At 37.6% G+C, this 23,709-nt stretch carries 6 protein-coding genes; 3 read left to right on the plus strand and 3 right to left on the minus strand.

Translation table 11 applies throughout. The features are described from left to right. The 3 genes from DEU42_RS17215 to DEU42_RS17225 form a co-directional block, all read right to left on the minus strand. Window positions 1-2,217 (minus strand): hypothetical protein (locus tag DEU42_RS17215; protein ID WP_114759575.1); only part of this gene is annotated, 2,217 nt, incomplete at its 3' end. 236 nt (window positions 2,218-2,453) lie between these two features. Then, a complete protein-coding gene (locus tag DEU42_RS17220; RefSeq protein WP_114759576.1) occupies window positions 2,454-9,116 on the minus strand; it encodes a choice-of-anchor J domain-containing protein in 6,663 nt (2,220 codons plus the stop codon). A 332-nt stretch (window positions 9,117-9,448) separates the two neighbouring features. Then, window positions 9,449-11,245: a tetratricopeptide repeat protein gene (locus DEU42_RS17225; RefSeq protein WP_114759577.1), complete on the minus strand. Its 1,797-nt coding sequence runs from the start codon at window positions 11,243-11,245 to the stop codon at window positions 9,449-9,451. Window positions 11,246-11,723: 478 nt separating this feature from the next. Here DEU42_RS17225 and DEU42_RS17230 point away from each other — a divergent pair, with 478 nt between their 5' ends. The 3 genes from DEU42_RS17230 to DEU42_RS17240 all read left to right on the plus strand — a co-directional run. Beyond that, a complete protein-coding gene (locus tag DEU42_RS17230; RefSeq protein WP_114759578.1) occupies window positions 11,724-14,774 on the plus strand; it encodes a choice-of-anchor D domain-containing protein in 3,051 nt (1,016 codons plus the stop codon). A gap of 268 nt (window positions 14,775-15,042) precedes the next feature. Next, window positions 15,043-18,789: a gliding motility-associated C-terminal domain-containing protein gene (locus tag DEU42_RS17235; RefSeq protein WP_158537897.1), complete on the plus strand. Its 3,747-nt coding sequence runs from the start codon at window positions 15,043-15,045 to the stop codon at window positions 18,787-18,789. Window positions 18,790-18,937: 148 nt separating this feature from the next. Then, window positions 18,938-23,709: beta strand repeat-containing protein (locus tag DEU42_RS17240; RefSeq protein ID WP_158537898.1), on the plus strand; the 4,772-nt coding region annotated here is incomplete at its 3' end.

Raw genomic sequence — 23,709 nt, forward strand, 5'->3', positions numbered from 1 at the left:
TATCTCTACGCCTGCCGGGGTAAGGTCAAAGTACGCATAGCCGTCAAAGTTATCTGCGCACTCCTCTAACGGGGTGGCAGGGGAAACTGTTGGGGGCGAAATTACATTGATAGCAAAATCGGTTGTTCCAAATAAATCGGCATTATCCGAAGTTTCCATACGAATGTAAACCGTTACCTGACTACCAGAATTCACCACAAATGTTGCAGGGTCAGAAACAAAATCAGTATCATCCTGAGCCCCCAATGCTGTATTATGGAAAGTAATCGTATAATCTGTAGCAGGTCTGCCATCAAGAATCTCAGCTTCAAAATTGTTTAGGTTAAATGCAACAGAATTTTGACCTGTTGGCGCACAAACTTCGACATCTTCAGGTTTATGAGGCTGACAATCTACAAGTGTAAGTGTAATTGGTACTATTTCATAACATGTCGGAGAATAAAAATCATATATTCTCACATATACAGTTGCATTGACCGATATGTAATTTGTATCATTTATAATTGGATTCGACTCAGCATCAGCATCTGCCTGTGTGGCATAAAAATCATATGCATAATCAGCGATTACATTTTCAGTAGCCTGAGTAAGATCAAACGCACCTGTAGTTCCATTGAAACATGTAAACAATTCGCTTTCTACATCTTGCGGCTCTATCCCCTGTCTTAAAATTACAGTTTCAGAATATTCATTATTTGTTTCATCTGTTTCTCTTACAATACCTGTTCCTGTACCGTTATCATCAATTACGAACTTCAATGTGAACTCGTCAGGAATCTGTGAAGGCAAAGTAACACTCAAAACATTAACTTCTGATCCATCAATAGCAATATCAGCAGTTGTTGCTGTAGTGGCTATCAAAACATCATCTGCATAAATCGCTATAGGAGTATTTGCAGGTAAGATATCAGTACTATTATAGTTTTTTGCCATATAAACCAATTGGAGATCACGGTTAAGGCAGACTTCATTACCACTCAAAAAAATCATCTCAATAGTTGCATCGGGAAGCTCACTATTTATAACCGTAACAATATTATGCATTATAATTCCATCCTGTCCCGACGTAAGTGATACATCTAAATCTGTGTCTCCAACAGCAATGTAGTTCTGGATATTATAATAATCAATATCCATATTCCAAAGATCAGAAGCACCTGTAAAACTATTAGTGCCATTAAACGCATTATTTGCAGGATTTAATGGAGGATTACTTAAAACAGACCCGTTTACATTAACCGTTTCATTAACCGCTATTCCGTTATCACCTTCCCATGCAAGAAATCCTATTTTCGCTCCTGTATTACTTATAACATTAAGGTTATCCAGGTATATATTAAGCGCCGGATTTTGTGCATCAACACCCTTAAAACCATCATAAACAGCCACCTGATTATATGGTAATGTATTGTCAGCGTAAATTATAATTACCGACCATCCTGCAAAATTTATTGCAGAATAACAATAATCAGTATCATCAGCAATAGTTTGTGTAATATCAAGATCGGACAACGTATATGTTCCGCTACTGGCTACAATATTTGTAACATCGGCAAATGCACCAAATGATGGTTTGGGATTATTAGCGCTCACCGAAATTGTAGAATAAAATGTCCTTTCTGCAGTAACATCAATGTTATTAAGCTTTACATCAAAGTCGCCTAATCCTGAGCCAGCCCAATATAGATAAGCAGCTACAATAGTCTGACCGGGTTGTAAACTGAGAGTAGCCGAAGACTGGGTTAACACACCACATTCATCACTAACCAAAATTCCTGCATTTTCCTGTAGGTTTAGTGTATTTCCAATAGCTGTATAGTTATACCTTCCATTAAACTGCCTGTACAATGAAAACGGAACACCTTTCTGTACATTAAATGTAAAAGTCCTTACAGTAACACACCCCTGATAGGTAGTGGTTAGTGTAAGTGTAACAAGTCCTTCCTGTACAGAAGTATATGTAATTGTTTTACCATATAATATGGCTCCAATACCAAAATCCCATTGGTAAATAACTGCTGTTGGATCTATACCTGTTGGGTCTACATCTGCAGTTAATGAGATAGGGCGTGCAAAATCAATAGTGTAAATATTGTTTGCAAAGTCTGAAGGTGTAACCTGTGTCAGACTAGCGGGAAGATCATTACATCCGGTTTGTGCCTGTGTATAACCGGATAGTAAAAGAAACATCATTATGTATAAATATGCCTTTTTCATCAGCTCAATTTTTCAATTTAAATTAATACGATCCACTGTCGCATTAAGAAAGAATAGCAATTTTTATTATTGTTTAGCAGGATATTCTGATTAAACAATCGTGGTGTTTATATAACTACAAAAGTGAGACTGATTATACAGCCTCACTTAGTACCAATTAATTTCTAAAACTGCAAAGGCTAAGGCGACAAAAAAATGCTAATAAATATGCCGCCCAACCTAAGCAAACAAGCTACCTAATCTTGTCTATTTATATAAATCCATCCGGTTTTATTTTCAGAATTCTTTAATTCAAGAACGTAGAAATATGTACCTGTTGGAAGTTCTGAATTAGAATTACTTTGTCCTGACCATTGGTTCGTATAGTTCTGCTGTTCGTAAACTTTAGCACCATATCTGTTAAAGATGGTAAGTTTAGTAACATCCATACCTCTCAGGTCAAGATTATCGTTTATTCCATCATTATTAGGAGATATACCTCTTTGTACTTCACAAAGCACATTAAACACTTCATACTCTTCTGTTACTGTACACTGTCCGGACATTACTGTTACAGTAAATGTAACCGGTAATGTAACATTAGAATTTGCAGCAATATATTCAGTAACATTTAGAAGCTCGCTGTCGTTACCAACAGTTACCCCGTTCTCATCTTTCCAAACATAAGTTGCAGATGCAGCATCATACGAATCGTTAGCCGGAACTACTTGTAACCAAAGCGCATTGTTACGGCATTCGTCATTAACTGTTGCACTCAATCCATCCTGAAGTGTAAGTGTAAATGAGCTTGTTCCATCTTCTTCACAATCCTGTTGTGCAGTATAAGTGTACGTTATAACATACGTACCGGCCTTACTTGCTGAAACATTAACCGAACCATCGACAGGATTTATAGCAATGTCATTACTGTCAGCACTAAATTCTCCACCTGTACTAAACCCTGACGCTAATTGTGGAGTAACAACAGATGTACCTAAACAATAAGCTACCGACTCATACGTAAATGATGTAACAGGTTTTATAGCATCAGTAACTACAATTGTTGCTGTGAATGAAGCCCCTGCTGTACAGTTTACACTATTTTCACCTACCTGATAAACAACCTCATAAGTACCTTCATCCGCACCGTTAAGGTCTATTTCACCTGTCAATGCATCTACTGTTAATGTAGCTGATGAATATGTTCCTCCGGTTACAAAGCCTGTTGGTAATATTGGCTGTGCATTAGCTGCCAGTACACAAACATCTGCATAGCTAAAGCTAATCTCAGGCAGCGCTGCTGCTGTAACATTTATAGTTGCTGTAAAGGAATCTGCCGATGTACATGCTGCAGCATTTTCTACTACTGAATATGTTACATTGTGTGTCCCTACAGTTGCTGTACTTAAATCAATTTCACCTGTTACTACATCAACAGTTAATGTAGTTGAAGAATATAATCCTCCTGTTACAAAACCTGCTGAAAGTACCGGAAGAGAGCCAGTTTCTAATTCACAAACATCTGTATAGCTAAAACTAATCTCAGGTTGTTGTGTAGCAATTATTTCTATAGTTGCAGTATACGTATCTGCTGAAGTACAATTGTTTGCATCAGCATTTACTGAATATTCTACATTATAAGTTCCTTCAGTAACTCCTGTAAGATCTATTTCACCAGTCAGCGCATCAACAGTCAATGTAGTTGAAGAATATGTTCCTCCGTTTACAAATCCTGTAGGTAATACCGGTTGGACACTTGTTGCCAGTACACATGTATCTCCATATGTAAATGCAATTGAAGGTGAAGCAGCATCAGTTATGGTAACGCTCGCATCATATGTACCACCTGTTACACAGTTTGCCGTTGGCAATGTGTAAGAAACTGTATATGTGCCCGGCTGAGTAGCTGCAAGATCTATAATACCCGTTAACGGATCTACCGTGATATTAGTATCAACAACGCTATATGTTCCACCTTCTGCAAATCCGGCAGCTTTAACAGGCTCAGGATTTTGAGCAGCAATTGCGCAAATAGTAGCATTATAAGAGAATTCGATAATCGCTGTTGTATTAGGAACTACAATTGTTTTGAATGAATCTGTAATGAAACAACCTGTTACAGTATTTTCAACACGAACGTAAACTGTATGATCATTTACAGCTGTATATGCTGAAGAATCAGCAATAGCATCTGCTGCATCTCCTGTTTCTGCAAGTGCTTGTGTTTCAAAATAGCTAACTGCAAAATCAGAAGCATTTGCTACGTTATCAAGTATAGCTGTCGTATTAAGCTCTAAATTAAAATCAGCTTCAGTAGTCGAAGAACATAATGTAAGATCTGCCGGAGAATTTACAACTGTATCAATATTATCGAAGAATTCAATTTCTATCTCGTCTCCTGTTGTACATCCGGTTGTAATAACTGTTGCAGTAACTTTATAAGTACCAGGCTCATTAACTGTATATGACGAACCTGTAGCACCATCGATCACTACGTTGTCTTTCATCCATACAAAGTTGAAGTATGAAGTGCTTAACTTAGTATCAAGTAACTTCTCTCCTCCAAAACACACTGCATTATTCGTGCTTACTAACAAATCATCGCCAAAATTAATGCGTCCCACATCAAAGCTGTTAGCATCAAGGAAGATAGCTGAATCATAGTTACCATCATTGGTTTCAGCAATTACCATTTTAATATGGTATGTTTCACCCGGTATTACCGGAGCCTGAACTTTTAGAGGAACTGAATGCCCCATAAAGTTATCAGCTGCAGCATATCTCGATACACCTTTGTAACCATCAAATAACTTATCGAAAAACTGAGGATTACCCGCAACACAGTTACTACCATTAACCGTATAATTAAACTGACTGTTTCTTGTTGTAGGTACAGATACAGGTTGTGTTGTTCCCGGTAATGTGGCAAGGTTAACCGTATTACCATCACTATCCGTTAGGAAGAAAGCAAATGCGTCACCATAATTACACTGGAATAATCCATAATCTTCAGATGCAAACAGATAATCAAAAGACATTTCTGTTCCATAAGCCATAAAATCAAACTCGATAGAAGTAGCATTATAGAAGTTTACCAAACCTGGTGAAGTTCCTGATGCAGAAACAAAATTATATAAATCCTGATCTCCTAACCAAAGCGTAGCAAATGGAGATACTGTTTGCAAATAGTTTGCAGACTGAATAACCGTTTTTGGACCAGTTGCGCTACCTGCTTTTCCTGTTGAAAGTATGATACCGTTTTCAAATGGGAAATCAGCTCCGTTAGCACTAAAATAACCAATACCATTGTGAGCAGCACCATAGTTAGTACCTGTTATATAGTTTAGGTTAGATACCTGTGCACAGTTTTCATTTACCAATACATCACTAATTAACTGCTCTTCAGTATATGTAGTCTGGTTTACTACAAGAGCCTTGTTTGGTGTAGCGATACAAATATCAAAACGCGTGTCATTAGCCGTAGAATAATTAGAGAATATTCTGAGTTTATACGTTGTACCAACAGTAAGGTTGTTTAATAATACGTCATTATTATTAGCTCCTGTACCTGTTATAAAATAGGTGGTATTGTACTGTATGTTAGCTCCCTGAATACACTGAACCTGTGTAAGAGCACCACAACTGCCACTATATAATACTTTACTAAGGTTTTGAGTGGTAGTACTTGAACCGTCTCTGTTATTAATATATAATATATGCGATGTTGATGTCGCAGTAAATTCGAACCACACATCATCATTAGCATAGGCAGCAATACCACATACATTACCCTGAGGTGATGCAGTTGCCCCCAATAGCGTAGCACTATAAGGTGTGTCGCAATAACCTGTAGTACTCACAGGCAATACATAAGCAGTATCACAGTTATCATTTGTAATTTGAGTGTAGAAAGTTTTTGGTAATGTCCATGTACTTTTGCTCGTCTCACTACAAATAGATCTTACATAGAATGTATATCTTCTACCTGGTATAAGGTCGTTAAGCGTATACGGGTGTGAACCTGTAACTACACCAACACTATTAGCACCCGGTTCCGGTTGTCCTGCCGGTACAGCAAATACCTCCCATGAAGTTGCGGTACCCGGTTCAGTCCAGTCGATTGTTATACTTGTTGAAGTGTTAGCTGTAGTAATTAAATTTTGGGGTTTAGGACAAGCTACCGGTGTACAGGTTGCTGTTCCTGAATATATCGGCACTGAAATGGGTTGCACTACCGGAGTAACACCTTTTACATAATGGTAAACAATCTCATCATAAGAATCAGTTATAACAACTTCCGCTACATATTGATCCCATGTATTATAATCCCAGTTTAAAGTAAAAGGAAGACCAGGACACATAGCTACAGTACCAGTATTGTTCAGTGAAAATGCACTAACTGTACCCACTAAAATACCATTTTGATATACATTAAGTTTTGAGAAAGTCCCACTTCCGCTGGTAGCCGTTATACTAAATTTATAATTGCATCTATTCTCAGCAGGACATACAGTTGTATTAAATACAAATGGTCCAGCCCATTCGCTCTTGTTTGTAGATGAACAATATGCTCTTACATAATATTCATACAAAGTAGCAGGGTTCAAACTTTGCGCGTTGTACGTATTAGATGAAACCAAAACACCATCTGTTGTAGGTACACCAGTATTTGCAGGCTGTACTTTTACCTCCCACTGTGTTTCCTGAAATCCTGCAGCCCATGATAATGTTGCTGTGTTATTGCTGTAGTTAGAACCTGTAAGTGCAGTTGGTGCAGCACAAGCAGGAATATCTTCAACAACAAACTCGTCAATCCATAATGTCCAGCTATTTGTAGTTACGTTTGGAACGTGCAAAGCAATATAAGCTACGCCATTATAGCTGTTCAGATAAAATATCTTTTGATCATAAACAGTGTTATTAATAACCTGTTGTGGCATTAAGGTATTTGTAAAATTAGCTACAGCATTACCTGTAGTTGATAATTTCACTTCCATCTCCGTTGGATAAGAAGCGGAAACCACTCTGTAACGGAATTTCACCCTTTGGTTACCATTTAATTGTATAGCAGGGCTAATTAACCAGTCATCGTTACTGGTTGAGTTCCAGTATTTAGTTAGTGATGCTAACTGATCGCCTTCATAAGGCTGATATGTTGTAGTAAGAGTCCATTTCAGGTTATCTCCATTAGAATCTACAACTGTCCAGCAGTTTTTACTTGGTGAAGTTGAGTTGAATCCTTCAGTATAAGGTGGAATTATTGTACCGCAAGCTGTTATTAACCTTGTAGCGGCTTTTGCCCAGATACTTTTATTTGTTGATGAACAAACTGACCTTACATAAACATCATAACCGGAAGTTGGGTTAAGGTTGTTTACAGTATAAGTAGGTTGTGTAGTAGTGATACCGGCAACGCTTTCAGCAGGAAACGGTGACCCCATAGGAAGTATAAGAACATTCCATTCTGTAGCCGTCCCTGCTTCCTGCCAGTTTATCGTTGCTCCATTAGTAGTAATTCCTGCATAAGTAATATTAGTCGGAACTTTACAATCAACAACTTTTACAGACACATTGTCAATAGCAGCAGCTGGCTGCATTCCATTAATGGCATCATTTCTCCATTCAAAAATCAAACGCATGGTCTGACCCGCAAACTGAGATGCATTTAGCATAAATGCGTATGGTTGGAAATTTACAGAACTATTAAATTTATCAGCTATTCTGATTCTGTCTGCAGCAGCTACTATACCTGTTCCGGCAACCGGGTTATAGGTAGCTGGAACAGCCCAAACATAAAAGTAGTCATTGTTCTCACCTACTCCCTTCCAGTCGAAAGAAATTCCAAGATTTGTTGTCCCGGCAGGAATAATCAAATCCCTGTAAGCATGAACTGTTGATGACTGAGTAATTGTATAAGCATTAGCAGTACCGTTATTGTTACTTACATATAATGCTTTTTGACCTCCATTGTTAGTAGCATTACCTACAAACCACTTATTAAGTTGTGTTCCATTGTTTAGAGACCACCCAACTGTTGTAGCTTCGAAATTATCAATAAGCGGCAAAGATGCAGCTTCCTGAAAAGTAGTAAAATTATATGGTCCGATCCAGCTGCTTTGAGTAGCTCCACAGTTAGACCTAACATAATAAGTATAAGGTGTAGACCCTGTTAAACCTGAAATAGCAATTGGCGAAGCCGTTCCGGTATGTGTAACAACGCCTGTATTAGGCGCTGTTGTACTTCCAGGAATAAGATTAATATCCCAAGACCCAGTAGTCGTTCCATTGATTGTAATTGTTGCTGTATTTGCTCCTGTTCCTACTCCGCTTGAACTTGTAGCAGGCAAACATCTTTGAGTGATCTTAACATCATCAAGAGTAAATCGCTCACCCTGTAATGTATTTCCGTATTGTGTATCTCTTTTTACGAAAGCCAGATAAACGTTTTGGTTTACATAAGCTCCCAAATCAACGGTTTGTTTATAACATGCTAATTGGTTACCCGGATTCATTTCATTTTCCGTCCAAGATTTAACCATCGTAAAAGTAGAGACATCAGTTTGAGAAGTAGTAGATAACCACAACTGATAAATACTTCCGTTTTGAGCAGGATACGTTTGTAATCCATAGAAGGTTAAATCTGCATTAGCAGGCAATAAGATTTGTGGAGTTACTAACCAAGCCTGGGAAACATTATTTATCCCGATAAGAGCATTTGAAACATAAGCTCCGGTCGTCCCCTCACACGTAGTACCTGTGGAATTTACCCAAGTAGGTACAGTACCCGGTGCTCCGTTTAGCAATGTAAATTTTCCCCAATTGGATGGAATCCCATTTTCAAAATTTTCACTCCATTGAGCGTGAGATTTTCCAAAAGAGAAAAGTAACATTACGAGCAGTAGTAATGTAATTCTTTTCATAGTTAATCTAAATTTAGTTTTTAAGTAGTTAATAGAGCTCAAAAGTAAATTTTATATTAAATACAACTAAGAAACACCACTAGACAAATACTCAACAAGAACAAATCCTACTTTTATACAAAACTCTGAAAAACAAAACATTAAATACTTTTAATTAAATAAAATCGAAAATAAAGCAATAGACAAGTATGTTAAAAGTGGATTAAGCACATCTTTGTTAGTTAAAAAATAGATAAAAATAACATTAAGCGAAATAAATAATTTTTAAGAAAAAAAACCGTGTTTTTTTCTTAAAAGAACCTCTGAGAAATTCATCTTTAACTTTAAAAAAATTAAATTTCATTTACAAAATCGTCAAGATTCTGATCGGCTTCAAGGTTGAGTTTTTTTCTGATTCTATATCGCGAAGTGTGCAAACTTTGCATTGTAATATTTAAAAGGTTTGAGACCTCATGTAATGACATTCCAATTTTTATGTAAGCGCAAATTCTTACATCGGTAGTTGAGAGCTGAGGAAATTTCGTTTTTACCTTCTCAAAGAAATTAGGGTGTATCTTTTCAAAAACTTCCCTAAACTGTTCCCAGTCTTTTTCCTGATTTTGGTTTTGATTTAAAATTGATTTAAGATCTGACTCTATCGCAGCTTTAGAATTTTTACTTCTTTCAAGTAAATCAGCTATTTCAGTCATAAGTTTATTTTTAGCTATCAACTGGACACTTATGCTTGTAATTTCACGGTTCTTTAAATCCAGTTCGAGCTCCTGCTGTTGCGATTTAAGTTTAAGCAACTCATTTTCAGCTTTTTCTTTTTCGTTATTAATCTGCTCCCTAATTATATTTTCCTGTAGCCTTTCATTCTCAAACTGACTGATCTTTAAAGTCTTTTTATTTCCATTATAGGACAACCATATAATCCCTGTTATCAAAACTGAAATCAGAATAACCAATACGATAGAGAAAATCAGATAATTACTCCTTTCTTTTTCAATATCGTATTTACTTCTCAAGAGATTCTTTTCAAGTTCAGACTTTTCAAATTCATTAGTCCATTTAAGCTCCTCTATCTTTTGCTTAATCTCAGAGCCATACACACTGTCTTTTAATTTATAGTAGCTTCCGGTATAATCCGCATAATCTTTATACTTACCTTCATTCTTGGCAATCTTAGCCAAATGTTCTAAAGCATCTAGTCTTCCCCTGGGAAATTTTATACTTTTAGTAAGTTCGATTTGTTTATTAAAATATGCCTTAGCTTTATCAAGATCATGAGTTTCATAGTATGTAATACCATAATTAAGATAAATTCTTTCTTTAAGTCTTGAATCTTTTATTTTTTCAGATAACACAAGAGCATCATTAAGCATAGTAAGCGATGATTCATGATTTTTCAGATTCGATTCAATATTACTAAGGTTAATCATGGTACTAACTATATTAACCGTGTCTTTTAATGTAATAAAGGTATCGAGACATTCTTTTTGATATTTTTTTGCCTTTACAAAATCCTCCTTAATCATGTAAACGTTACCCATATTTGCATAAAATACAGCCATACCTCTTTTATCGCCGAGCTTATTATAGATTTCAAAAGATTTATTGAAATTTGAGATACTTCCATCAAAATCGCCCATTTCAAAATACAATATACCCAAACCATTATAAGTTACAGGTAAATTGTTTAGGTCATTATGCTCTTCGAAATAGTCGCGAGCTTTAAGGTAGTAATTAATTGCCTTGGCATATTCATTTTGCAAGACATAATATTTTCCAAGTACTATAAAAAGCTTATGCTTATAATATTCCTCGGCCAGTTTATCAGAGTAAACCAGTGTTAACTCACTATCCTTTAATGCTTTTTCTTTTACACCCGAATTTACTTCAAGAAGCGTCCTGTAATAATACCCTTTTAAAAAGAGCGTGTCATTTTGTGTTGCTTTTGCTTTTGCTATTGTTTGATCAGCAATTCTTTCAGCCTCTTTAAAATCGGTTTTAGCAATTGTTTCAAAATCTATACTATCCTTACTAATAATATAATCAGTGTCATCTTTCTTTTGACTGCACGCTATCACCAGGCATATAAAAAATAGTATATTAAAAAACTTTAGTGTTTTAATTAATGAAGTCTTCATTTTACAAGCTTAATGAGATTACTATTGTAATGGATAAATCTAGTGGTTCTTAAATAGTAATTTATATCAAATTCAATATCGAATTAATGAAGTAAAACTACGGCATCGAAAATAGTATTATTTATTTTTATAAAAAAAGTTTCAACAGATAATAAAATTGTTTCAATCTGAATAGTTCTTAAGTCAATTTTCCCTGATTATCAATTTTTCACTTATTCATAAGCCCTTAATGTTAAGCCATTTTTTAAACAACTGATATATAAATATTTGCAAATCAACTAAGTTTACCATAAGTTAGAAATTAGTACATACAACTACAACAATATCAACCAATTAATTACTTTTCCTTAATAAAACCTTATTCTATAAATCGTTTTCGTACACGTCTTTAAAATTAATTTTGAGTTGTTAAGTCATAAAACCCTGCAGGTAATTCACTTAATATCAACGATTAAAAACCAACTTAAATTTATTAATTATGTTTACAAAACGATTTTTCTTAGCGTTAGCTTTGATGATGGTTTCTTTTGGAACTACGCTTCAAGCTGCTGAAAATGTTACTACTACGAGCATAACCCGTAAAGCCGTTGAATGTGCCGGGGGAGGCAATGAAACATTCACAAATTTAGGTGCAAACTCAAGCACTTACACTACGAGAACCTGGACAGGAGACAACAGCGTAGGCTGGAGTGCAACAGATTCCAGAACAGATCAGACTCTAAACGGTAAAGCAATTGCAATGAGAACCGGTACTATGGCTAACACTACTACAATCAGTGGTGGTATTGGTACGCTAAGCTTTAACTATAAAAGAGTATTTACAGGAAATTCTACATTAAAAGTTTTTGTTAACGGTACTCAGTACGGAGGAGACATTACAGTTTCATCTGATACGTCTACTGCTTTTTCTCAGGCTATAAATGTATCAGGTAATGTAACAATTGAAATCAGAAACAGCGGAAACAGGACTATTGTAGATGATCTTGTATGGAACTGTTATTCTGACCCTGTTTCAGGACCTGAAATCCAGATTGCTAATGCTGCAGGCACTAATTTTAACTGTGGTGAACTTACAGTTGATTTTGGTTCTCAGGCTGTAGGTGTTTCTGCTGATGCTGTATTTACAATTAAAAATACAGGTACAGCTACACTAAACGTTTCTTCACTTGCTCTTAGCAACGCTACAGATTTTTCAATCATATCTCCTTCAACTTCTTCATTTACAGTAGCTGCCTCTGGCTCTGCTATAGTACTTGTTCGTTTTAATGCTGCTTCAGCCGGTAACAAAACTTGTACGCTTACTGTAAACAGTGACGATGCTAATGAAGCTGCATGTGTTGTAGAATTAAAAGGTACCGGTCTTGCCCCATGTGTAACTCCGGTTGTTGAAAATGGTGATATCGATCTTGATAGCCTGACTCCATTCTCTGTAAACGCTACTGTAAGCGTTACTGGTGCTGAATCTTACCTTGTTGTTTTATCTACCGTTACTCCTCTTAGCGGTCTTCCTGTTGATGGAGCTAATTATAATGTTGGAAATGCAATTGGTAACGGTACTGTTGCTTACAAAGGAAGTCTTGCAAACATTTCTCTTGCAGGATTAACTGAAAACACTACTTACTACGCTTTTGTATTCCCTTACAATAGCGCAAATTGTACTGGTGGTCCTCTTTACTTCACTTCTGAATCTATAGACACTACTTTCTCAACTCCGGTTGCTCCTTGTAACGGAGGTAATGAGACATTTACAAATCTTGGTACAAACTCAAGCACTTATACTAACAGAACATGGGTTGGTGACAACGGATGGCAATGGAATGCTACTGATTCAAGAAACGATCAGACTTTAAACGGACGTGCTATCACACTACGTTCTGGTACACTTAAAAATGTTACACCTATAAACGGTGGTATTGGTCATCTTTCTTTCAGCTACAAAAGAGTATTTACAGACAACTCTACTCTAAAAGTTTTCATCAATGGAGTTCAGTATGGTGCTGACATCCTTGTGTCATCTGACGTTGCATCTACTTACAGCGAAGATATTGATTTTGATGGTCCAGTAACTATAGAAATCGTTAACAGCGGAAACAGGACAGTAATTGACGACCTTGTTTGGAACTGTTATGAAGTACCTAACAGACCCGAAATACAAATCTTAAATGATGAAGCTATTGAGAAAGCTTGCGGAGAACTTGAAATCAACTTTGGTACAGTACAAACAAGCACTATTAACGAAGCTATATTTACAATTAAGAATGAAGGTTTACAAGATCTTGTTATTACAGCATTTACACTTAGTGACAACACAAATTATTCAGTAACAAACCCTATTGCTCCTGTAACAATCCCTTATCTTGGAACAGAAGATGTTATAGTAAGATTTAATGCCGCTACTGAAGGTGAATTTCCTGCAACTTTAACTATTGTAAGCAATGATGCTAATGAAGGCTCATGTGTTGTAAGTTTTAATGCTGTTTCTCAAAATGCATGTAGTACTCCTGATGTTTCAGCTGCTACTGTAGCTGTTTCTAATGAAACTTATAATGCTCTTGATGTAACTGTATCTGGCGTTACTGCTGACAGTTATATTGCTCTTATCTCTACATCTGGTTCAATAACTTCTGCTCCAACAAACGGTATAACTTACAATTCAGGAGATCTTATCGACACTGCAACTGTAGCTTACGTTGGTACTGATGCATCATTTACAATTAATGATCTAACACCTGAAACCACTTATACTATTGCTGTATATCCTTACAACAACGTAGAATGTGTAAATGGTCCTGCTTATGCTTCATCTTCTGTTGAGACTGAAGGTTCTACTACAGTATTTACTTGTACAGGTGGCGGAGAAACATTCAGCAATATAGGTACTGCTTCATCTGCTTATGCTACAAGAAGCTGGACTGGTGATAACGGTATAGACTGGACCGCTACAGATGCAAGAACTGACCAAACTGAAAATGGTAAAGCAATAGCTTTTAGAGCAGGAAGCGTTAAAAATACTGAAGCTATCCTTGGTGGCATAGGTACATTAAGCTTTAAATACAAAAGAGTATTTACAGGTAACTCTACTCTAAAAGTATTAGTTAACGGTACTCAGTATGGTGGAGACATTACTGTTTCTTCAGATGTCGCTTCTACTTTCTCTTTTGCAGTTAATGTATCTGCTGATGCTACAATAGAACTTGTAAACAGCGGTAACAGAATCATCGTTGATGATATTGCATGGACTTGCTTCGATACAGGTTCAGGAGCAAGAGTTGCGATGAAATCAGATTCAGCAACTACTGAAAATTCGGAAGTAACTGTATATCCAAACCCTAACAACGGACAATTCCAAATTGATCTTGCATCAGAAACAGCTGACATTGTTGTATATGATGCTGCAGGAAAAATGATCGTTAAAAAATCGATCTCAGACAATGAGATTATCGATATGACCAGCGCTCAAAAAGGAATCTACCTAATGGTTATCACATCAGGTTCAGAAATATCTACAAAACGTGTTGTTATAAACTAGTTTTAGATACATTTTTATAAACTACTCCGGTAACTCTTAGGTTACCGGAGTTTTTATTTTTCATTAACCTAAAATTAAATTTAGAATACAGTACATAACTATTTTATAAGGTTTAAGTAATTAGGTGTTTTTTATTTAAAGGTAGCTTGCGCAACATTATCGATTGATTAAAAATCTGTCAATTAAGAACTTAAATATGCGTAAAAAAAATACTTTTTTAAAAAAGCCAGCCTTAACATTTGCTCTGCTTTTATCACTAATTAACTTAGTGTCAGCACAAATTGTTTATCAGCACAATTTTGGTACAGGAACAATTAACACCTATCCTTACACTGTAGCTCCGAATATAATTAATGCGGATCTTTCCAATTCCGCCTGGACAAATGAGGCCGGAACATGGGTAAACTATAACGGCTCTGCAGGAGTGGCGCTTGGCCTTTATAATTTTACAGGTACAACTTCTGTAACGCTTAGTTTTACAGTAGCACCGGGAAAACAACTCTCTATAGATTCATATTCCTTTTGGAGGCAAAGAAGTCCTTCAGGAGGTCAAAACTGGTCTATGGCTATTAATGGTACTAACGTTGGTTCAGGCACAATACCCTCATCCGGGGCAAATACCGGTACATTAGTACCTTCAAGCCCTGTATCAGCACTAACAGGCACAGTAAATATAGTAATGACGCTTAGTGGAGGTGGCGGAGCAGGAACTTTCCGTGTAGACGACTTTACACTTAATGGAACTGTAACATCAACATGTACATCTCCCGTTATAACTTCTATAAACCCTGTTTCAGGACCCGTAAACACTTTTGTAACGATTAATGGAAGTGGTTTTCAAAATGGCACCGGAACTTCATCAGTAAAATTTAATGGCTCAGATGCAGCATTCACAGTAATTTCAGACAGCCAGATAACGGCTACTGTTCCGGCTGGTGCAACATCAGGTCAAATTACCGTAACTACAAACAGCTGTCCGGGTATAGGACCAACATTCACTGTAACAACTTCTAATTGTACAGTTCCTCTCCCTCCTTCAGACCTATATATATCTGAGCTTTATGATCAGGAATCCGGAAGCGGAGGTATGATAGAAATATACAACCCTACAACTTCAACCATCAATCTGTCAGGCTATACATTACAACGATATGGCAATACAACAGATACTACCCCAACCGCAGGATATATTCTAAACTTAACAGGAACACTTGGCTCAGAAATGGTATATCTTATAGCCTGTTCTGCTCCAAATGCTTCTATATGTGTAGCCCCTTCTTCTTCGGCTACCTTAGGAAATGGTTTCAATGACAATGACAAATTTGAGCTTCTAAAAAACAATGTTGTTATTGACAGGGTTAACACTCCTTCTCAAAAAGGCTTTACACTTATAAGAAAACCCGATGCATTAGCTCCGGTAACAACATACAATGGTAACGACTGGAACATTACTTTACATCCGGAAGATCAGCCGGGAGTTAACCTTCCTAACAATTACTGTCAGGATTTAGGAAACCATATTGTTGACCCTATACCGGGTGGAACCACACCTACTATAACTAACCCTGTTTCGGTAACCGCTTGCGAAAATAGCAATACAAGTCTTTCGGTTGCATTAAGCGACTCAACTGGCTTTACCTACCAATGGAAAGTTCTTGTTGCAGGAAACTGGATAAACGTAACCAATAACACTAACTATTCAGGTGCTACAACTGCAACATTAACCATCAACAACATACCTTCAGCATTTAACGGGAATCAATACTATTGCGAAATGACATCTGGTACAACCTGTACACTTATCAGTAATGCAGCCCGTCTTTCTTTATTGCCACAACCGGCTGTAGCAACTGTAACACCGGTTCAGCCTACATGTACAACTGCAACAGGAAACGTTACCATTACAGCTCCAATAGCTGCAGATATAACATACAGTATTAATGGCACTACCTATCAGGCAGGAACAACTTTTGCAAATCTTACTCCCGGAACATATACTGTTACAGTAAAAAATGCAACAGGTTGTACATCTGAAACAAGTGCTATTATTATTAATCCTGCACCTGCAACTCCTGCCGTAGCAACTATAACGACAAGCCAGCCAACCTGTACAACAGCTACAGGAAGCATCACCGTTGCAGCTCCAATTGACACTGATTTAACATATAGTATCGATGGTACAAACTTTCAGTCAGGAACAACTTTTGCAAATCTTACTCCAGGCAACTATACCATTACAGTAAAAAACACAGCGGGCTGTACCTCTCAAACAGGCACAATAACTATTAATACTACACCGTCAGCTCCTGCAATAGCTACCGTAACGACAGCTCATCCTACATGTCTCCTACCTACAGGAAGCATTACTGTTACCGCTCCAATCGCAGCAGGTATTACTTATAGTATTGACGGTATTACTTATCAGTCAGGTACTACTTTTACAAATCTTACTCCCGGATCATATACTATTACAGTAAAAAACGCAGCAGGATGTACTTCAGTAACTTCACCTATAAATATTAATACTGCTCCGGGCGCTCCGGCTACAGCAACAACAACACAAACACAACCAACTTGTACAACAACAATCGGAAGCATTACTATTATATCTCCTTTAGCTACTGATCTTACTTACAGTATTGATGGAATAACGTATCAGACAGGAACTGCTTTCACAAATCTTATTCCGGGAACTTATACTGTTACTGTAAAAAATGCTGCAGGATGTACTTCGGTTACAACACCTATTACAATAAACGTAACACCTGATGCACCTGCCGTAGCTAATACTACAACTGTACAACCAGACTGTACTACACCTACCGGCAGCATTATAATTAACACTCCTGTTGCTGCTGATTTAACGTATAGCATCGACGGAATTACATATCAAACAGGGGCAACATTTACAAATCTGGCTCCAGGAAATTATACAATAGTCGTAAAAAATGCTGCTGGATGTACATCTGAAACAGCAACAATAAGCATCAATACTGTACCAAACGCTCCGGAATTACCGACGGTAACAACAGTACAACCTAGCTGTGCTCAACCTATAGGAAGTATTATAGTTAATACTCCTGTTGGTGCAGATCTTACTTATAGTATTAATGGTATAGATTTCCAGTCATCAACTATTTTCAACAATCTTGCTGCAGGAAATTATACTGTTACAGTAAAAAATACTTCAGGTTGTATTTCAACAACATCAGGAATCATCATTAATCCTATTACTGATGCCCCTGCAGTAGCAACCGTGACAACCACACAACCAACATGTATCCTACCAACCGGAAGTATTACTATAACCTCTCCTATTGCAGGTAACTTAACATATAGTATCGATGGTACAAACTTTCAGTCAGGAACAATTTTTAACACTTTAGCTCCCGGAACATACATAGTTACTGTAAAAAACACTGCAGGATGTACTTCGTCGACACTAGCCATAACAATAAACACCGTACCGGGTCTTCCTCAAATAACTATAAAACAAGGATGTAGTGACGATAAAACTTTAACCAACAATTATATTGTAGAAGCCCTTCCGCTAGATGCTACATTTGACATTAACACTGCTGATTTCGAATGGAAAGACAATTCTGGAAACACAATTGGCAGCAATGAAAATACATTTAATGTTACCAAATACCTGGCAAACAACCCAGATTCGACCCAATTACCGCTTGAGTTTACGGTAACAGTTACTAATGCCGAAGGGTGCGAAAACACGATTTCAATAGGTGTTGATAGCTATTTCTGTAACATACCAAGAGGTATATCTCCAGATAACGATGGAATGAATGATAATTTTAACCTTACAGGTATGAATGTAACTAAGTTAAGTATATTCAACCGTTATGGACATGAAGTGTATTCTAAAAATAATTATACCAACGAATGGCATGGACAAACAAATCAGGATACAGATCTACCAACCGGGACTTATTATTATGTAATTGAATCATCGGGTAATCAACAAACAGGTTGGGTTTACCTAAATCGAAGAGATTAAAAATTTCACAATTCATATTAAAAAGCCGCTAATGCGGCTTTTTTTCTTTACAATCTTTACAATTTTATCACAACAAGTTCATCATTATATAACTATTTCAAAATACCCCAAACCCCAAATAGACATAATTTCGGCTATAAAAAAAGGTATGCTAAATACTTATTTTACAGGCAGAAAAATTACTATTTTAAACATTTTATTATTGTTATTGATAGGCTATCACAGCCATGCCCAGGTTTACTATCATAACTTTGGTACATCCGCAATATCAACTCATCCTTATACAGTTCCACCGCCAATAATTGACAGTCACTTATCTGGGTCATCATGGACTAATAGTGTAGGTTCATGGACCAGTAATCCTGGCGCAGGAGCTACAACAGCTATTACAATGCTAACAGCACCTGGCATCAATACAATAACATTAACATTTAATGTTGCCGGTAGTTATCAGCTAGAAGTAACCTCATTTGATTTTTGGAGGCAACGAAGCAGCATAGGCCCAACAACATGGGCGTTAGCCATAAATGGTACTAATGTAGGTAATGGTACAACACCCACGGTAGGTGCACCAGTTGGTGCTACTAATGTAAGTACTCCAATAACAGGACTAACAGGAACAGTTACCGTTACCCTTACCCTTACCGGAGCAACCGGCGGAAACTTCAGGTTAGATGATTTTACATTAAACGGGGTAGTTACTTCTAACTGTACCGCTGCAGTTATCTCATCATTCCTTCCTGTATCTGGCCCTGCCAATACAATTGTTACAATTAACGGAACCGGATTTACAAACGCAACAGCAGTAAAATTCAATGGAGTAAACACAACATCTTTTACTGTTATTTCAGATACAACAATAAAAGCTACAGTACCTGCAACCGCTACAACAGGCATAATAACTATTACTGCTAATGGCTGCGACGGAAGTTCAACAGGCTCTTTTAATGTACTTACCCCTTCGTGTACCAACAACTTTTCAGAAATATTCATTTCTGAACTTTATGATCAGGAATCCGGAAATGGGGGAATGATTGAAATATACAATCCTACCTCTGCTTCTATCGATTTAAGTTCCTATGTACTTCAGCGTTACGGTAACATTTCAGACGCAACACCTACAAGTGGTTACATACTGACATTATCAGGAATTCTTGCCCCTGGTGCTACACATCTTATTGCAAGTGCTGCACCAAATCCGGCAATTTGTGCCGCACCCACCGCAAACCAAACTATGGGTAATGGATTTAACGGAAACGACAAATTCGAACTTTTAAAAAATGGTGTTGTTATAGATCGTGTAGATGTACCTTTTACAGGTCCTGGCTATACGCTAATCAGAAAACCTAATGCAATAGCGCCAGTATCGGTTTACAATGTAAACGACTGGAATAACACCCAACATCCTAATGACGTACCAGGTGTTCCTAATACATTTTGTCAAAATTTGGGAGTACATACCATTACGCCTACCCCTATACCAACTATTACGCATCCGGCATCTGCAACAGTTTGTGAAAACGGAAGTACTACATATACCGTAGCTGTAAACCCTTCTACAGGCTTTACTTACCAATGGAAAGTTTTAAATTCTGCCGGAATATGGACTAATATAACAAACAATACTAATTATTCAGGAGCTACAACAAATTCATTAACTGTAACACAAATACCATTAAGCTTTAATGCCAATCAGTATTACTGCGAAATAACATCTTCAGCATGTGTGTTAGTTAGCAATGCTGCTCAATTAGTTGTTAATCCTGCTCCGCCAGTAGCAACTGCAACAACAACACAGCCTACATGTACAACTGCTACTGGAAGTATTACTATTACAGCACCAACAGGTACAGGACTTACATACAGCATAAACGGCACCACCTTTCAGCCAGGCTTGACTTTTAACAATCTTGCACCGGGATCATACACCATTACAGTAAGAAACAGTAATAATTGTATGTCTGTTAGTTTACCTATCGTAATAAACTCTGCTCCGGGTGCTCCGGCAGTGGCTAACACAACTGTTACACAACCTGACTGTACAACAACTACAGGAACAATCGTGGTAAACACTCCTACAGGAACAGGTATTACCTATAGTATTGACGGGACTACTTTTCAGGCAGGAACAACCTTTGCAAACCTTACTCCCGGAAATTATAGCGTTACCGTTAATTCGGGAGGGTGTACATCGGTCACAAGTCCAATAACTATTAATACTGCCCCGGCTTCTCCGGCAATTGGCAACACAACGGTTACACAACCAACATGTACTACACCCACAGGAACAATTGTAGTGAACACTCCTATAGGCACAGGATTAACATATAGTATTAACGGAACTACTTTTCAGGCAGGAACAACATTTGCAAACCTTACCCCGGGAAGTTATACTATTACTGTTAATTCAGGAGGGTGTACATCGGTAACAACTCCAATAACAATTAATACGGTACCATCTGCACCTACAGTTGCCAATACAACTGTAACACAACCTGACTGTACAACAGCTACAGGAACTATTGTGGTAAACAGTCCACTAGGCACTGGTATTACTTATAGTATTGATGGGACTACTTTCCAGGCAGGAACAACTTTTGCAAACCTTATTCCCGGAAACTATACTGTTACCGTTAATTCAGCAGGATGTACATCGGTAACAAGCCCGATAACAATAAATACTGCTCCGGCTTCTCCGGCAGTAGCTAATACAAGTGTTACGCAACCTACCTGTACAACACCTACAGGAACAATCGTAATAAATAGCCCTACAGGAACAGGATTAACATATAGTATAGACGGAACCAATTTCCAGACCGGAACATCATTTAATAATTTAGCTGCTGGTTCATACAACATTACTGTAATGAGTACTACCGGATGTACTTCGGTTACAACACCTATTACAATAAATTCGGTACCTTCTGCACCTGCAGTTGCAAATACTACCGTTACTCAACCCAATTGTACAATTACTACAGGTACAATTACTACAAACACTCCTACAGGTACAGGACTAACGTATAGCATTGATGGAACTACATTTCAAACAGGAACATCATTTACAGGACTAACCCAGGGTTCATATACTATTACTGTAATGAATACTGCCGGATGTACATCGGTAACAAGTCCAATCATCATTAACAGCGCGCCAATAACTCCTGCTATTGCAGATATAACCGTTACACAACCTACCTGTACAACACCTACAGGAACAATTGTAATAAATAGCCCGACAGGAACAGGATTAACATACAGTATAGAAGGAGCTAATTTCCAGACCGGAACATCATTTACAAATCTGGCTCCAGGTTCTTATAGCGTTATAGTAATGAATGCATCAGGATGTACTTCAGCCACGAGTCCAATAGTTATTAATACCGCTCCTGCCATTCCTTCTGTTGCCAATACAAACGTTATACAACCTAATTGTACTACTCCGACAGGATCGATCACAGTAAATTCACCTGTGGGCACAGGATTAACATATAGCATAGATGGCGCTACCTTTCAGGCAAATCCATCATTTGTAAACCTTATCCCCGGAACTTATAATATAACAGTCCAAAATACTATCGGATGCACATCAGTAACAAATCCTATTACTATTAATACAGCGCCCACAACTCCTGCTGTTGCTACTGTAACAACAAATCAGCCTACTTGCACTACTAATACAGGCACAGTAACGGTGAGTACCCCAACAGGAGCCGGAATAACATATAGTATTAACGGGACTGTTTTCCAGTCATCTCCTGTTTTCAACGGATTGCCAACCGGCACATACCATATAATAGTGCAAAATGCTGTGGGATGTACATCAGTAACGCCTGACATTATAATAAACCCAGCTCCACCAGTACCAGCAGTCGCTAGTGTAACCGTTACTCAACCAACATGTACAGTTACAACAGGAACAATAACAATAAACACACCTATAGGAACAGGGATTGCTTATAGTATTGATGGAACAAACTTTCAATCGAGTACAACCTTTAGCAATCTTGCTCCCGGTAACTATCAAATAATTACGCAAAACACTGCAGGATGTACATCACAAACAGGTAACATAACTGTTAATCCTGTACCTGCACCGCCGGCAATTGCCAATGTAACAGTAGTTCAGCCAAAATGTACAGCAGCAACAGGTAGCATTACAATTAATTCGCCATTGGGTACAGGTCTTACTTATAGCATTAACGGAATAGATTATTTAACAAATCCTGTATTTAATAATGTTCTTCCCGGAACATATAATATAACAGTAAGGGCTAATCCTGACTGTACTTCCTTACTTACCGGAGTTGTTATTAACAATCCTCCGGGGGGCCTACCTCCTATTGCACAGCCAACACCTGTTGAACTATGCGACCCTAATAATGATGGCTTTGAATATTTTGATCTGACTAATACTATTCAGGCAATTCAAAACGCTTTAAGTGACGTAAATGTTACTATTCACGAAACACCACAGGATGCAGAATTCAATGTGAATCCTGTGCCTAACACGAACCAATATCTTAACCTGAATTATGCGGGACAAACACTTTATATTCGTGTTAGTTCTAACACAACCGACTGTTACGACATCGTAACGGTACAGCTGATCGTCAACCCTACACCGGTTGCGACAGCACCTGCGGACTATGAGCTGTGTGATGACGGAACTAGTGATACCGATGGTATCGCGACCTTTAACCTGAACACCAAAGCGGCGGAGATCTACGGTACGCTTGACCCTGCGCAGTACAGCCTTGCGTTCTATGCCGATGCGGCAAACGCAGCGGCCGGTACCAATGCGATCACCAACCCGATGAGTTATCAGTCTTCTACCGCTACGGTATATGCCCGTGTGACCAACACTGTAACAGGCTGTTATGATGTAGTGGCGCTGAATCTAATCGTGAACCCGCTGCC

Source organism: Flavobacterium sp. AG291, assembly GCF_003350375.1.
Taxonomy (GTDB): Bacteria; Bacteroidota; Bacteroidia; order Flavobacteriales; family Flavobacteriaceae; genus Flavobacterium; species Flavobacterium suzhouense.

Coding starts and splice junctions, on each gene's coding strand:
- DEU42_RS17220 (WP_114759576.1), bottom strand. CDS start 9,116: ATGAAAAGAATTACATTACTACTGCTCGTAATGTTACTTTTCTCTTTT.
- DEU42_RS17225 (WP_114759577.1), bottom strand. CDS start 11,245: ATGAAGACTTCATTAATTAAAACACTAAAGTTTTTTAATATACTATTT.
- DEU42_RS17230 (WP_114759578.1), top strand. CDS start 11,724: ATGTTTACAAAACGATTTTTCTTAGCGTTAGCTTTGATGATGGTTTCT.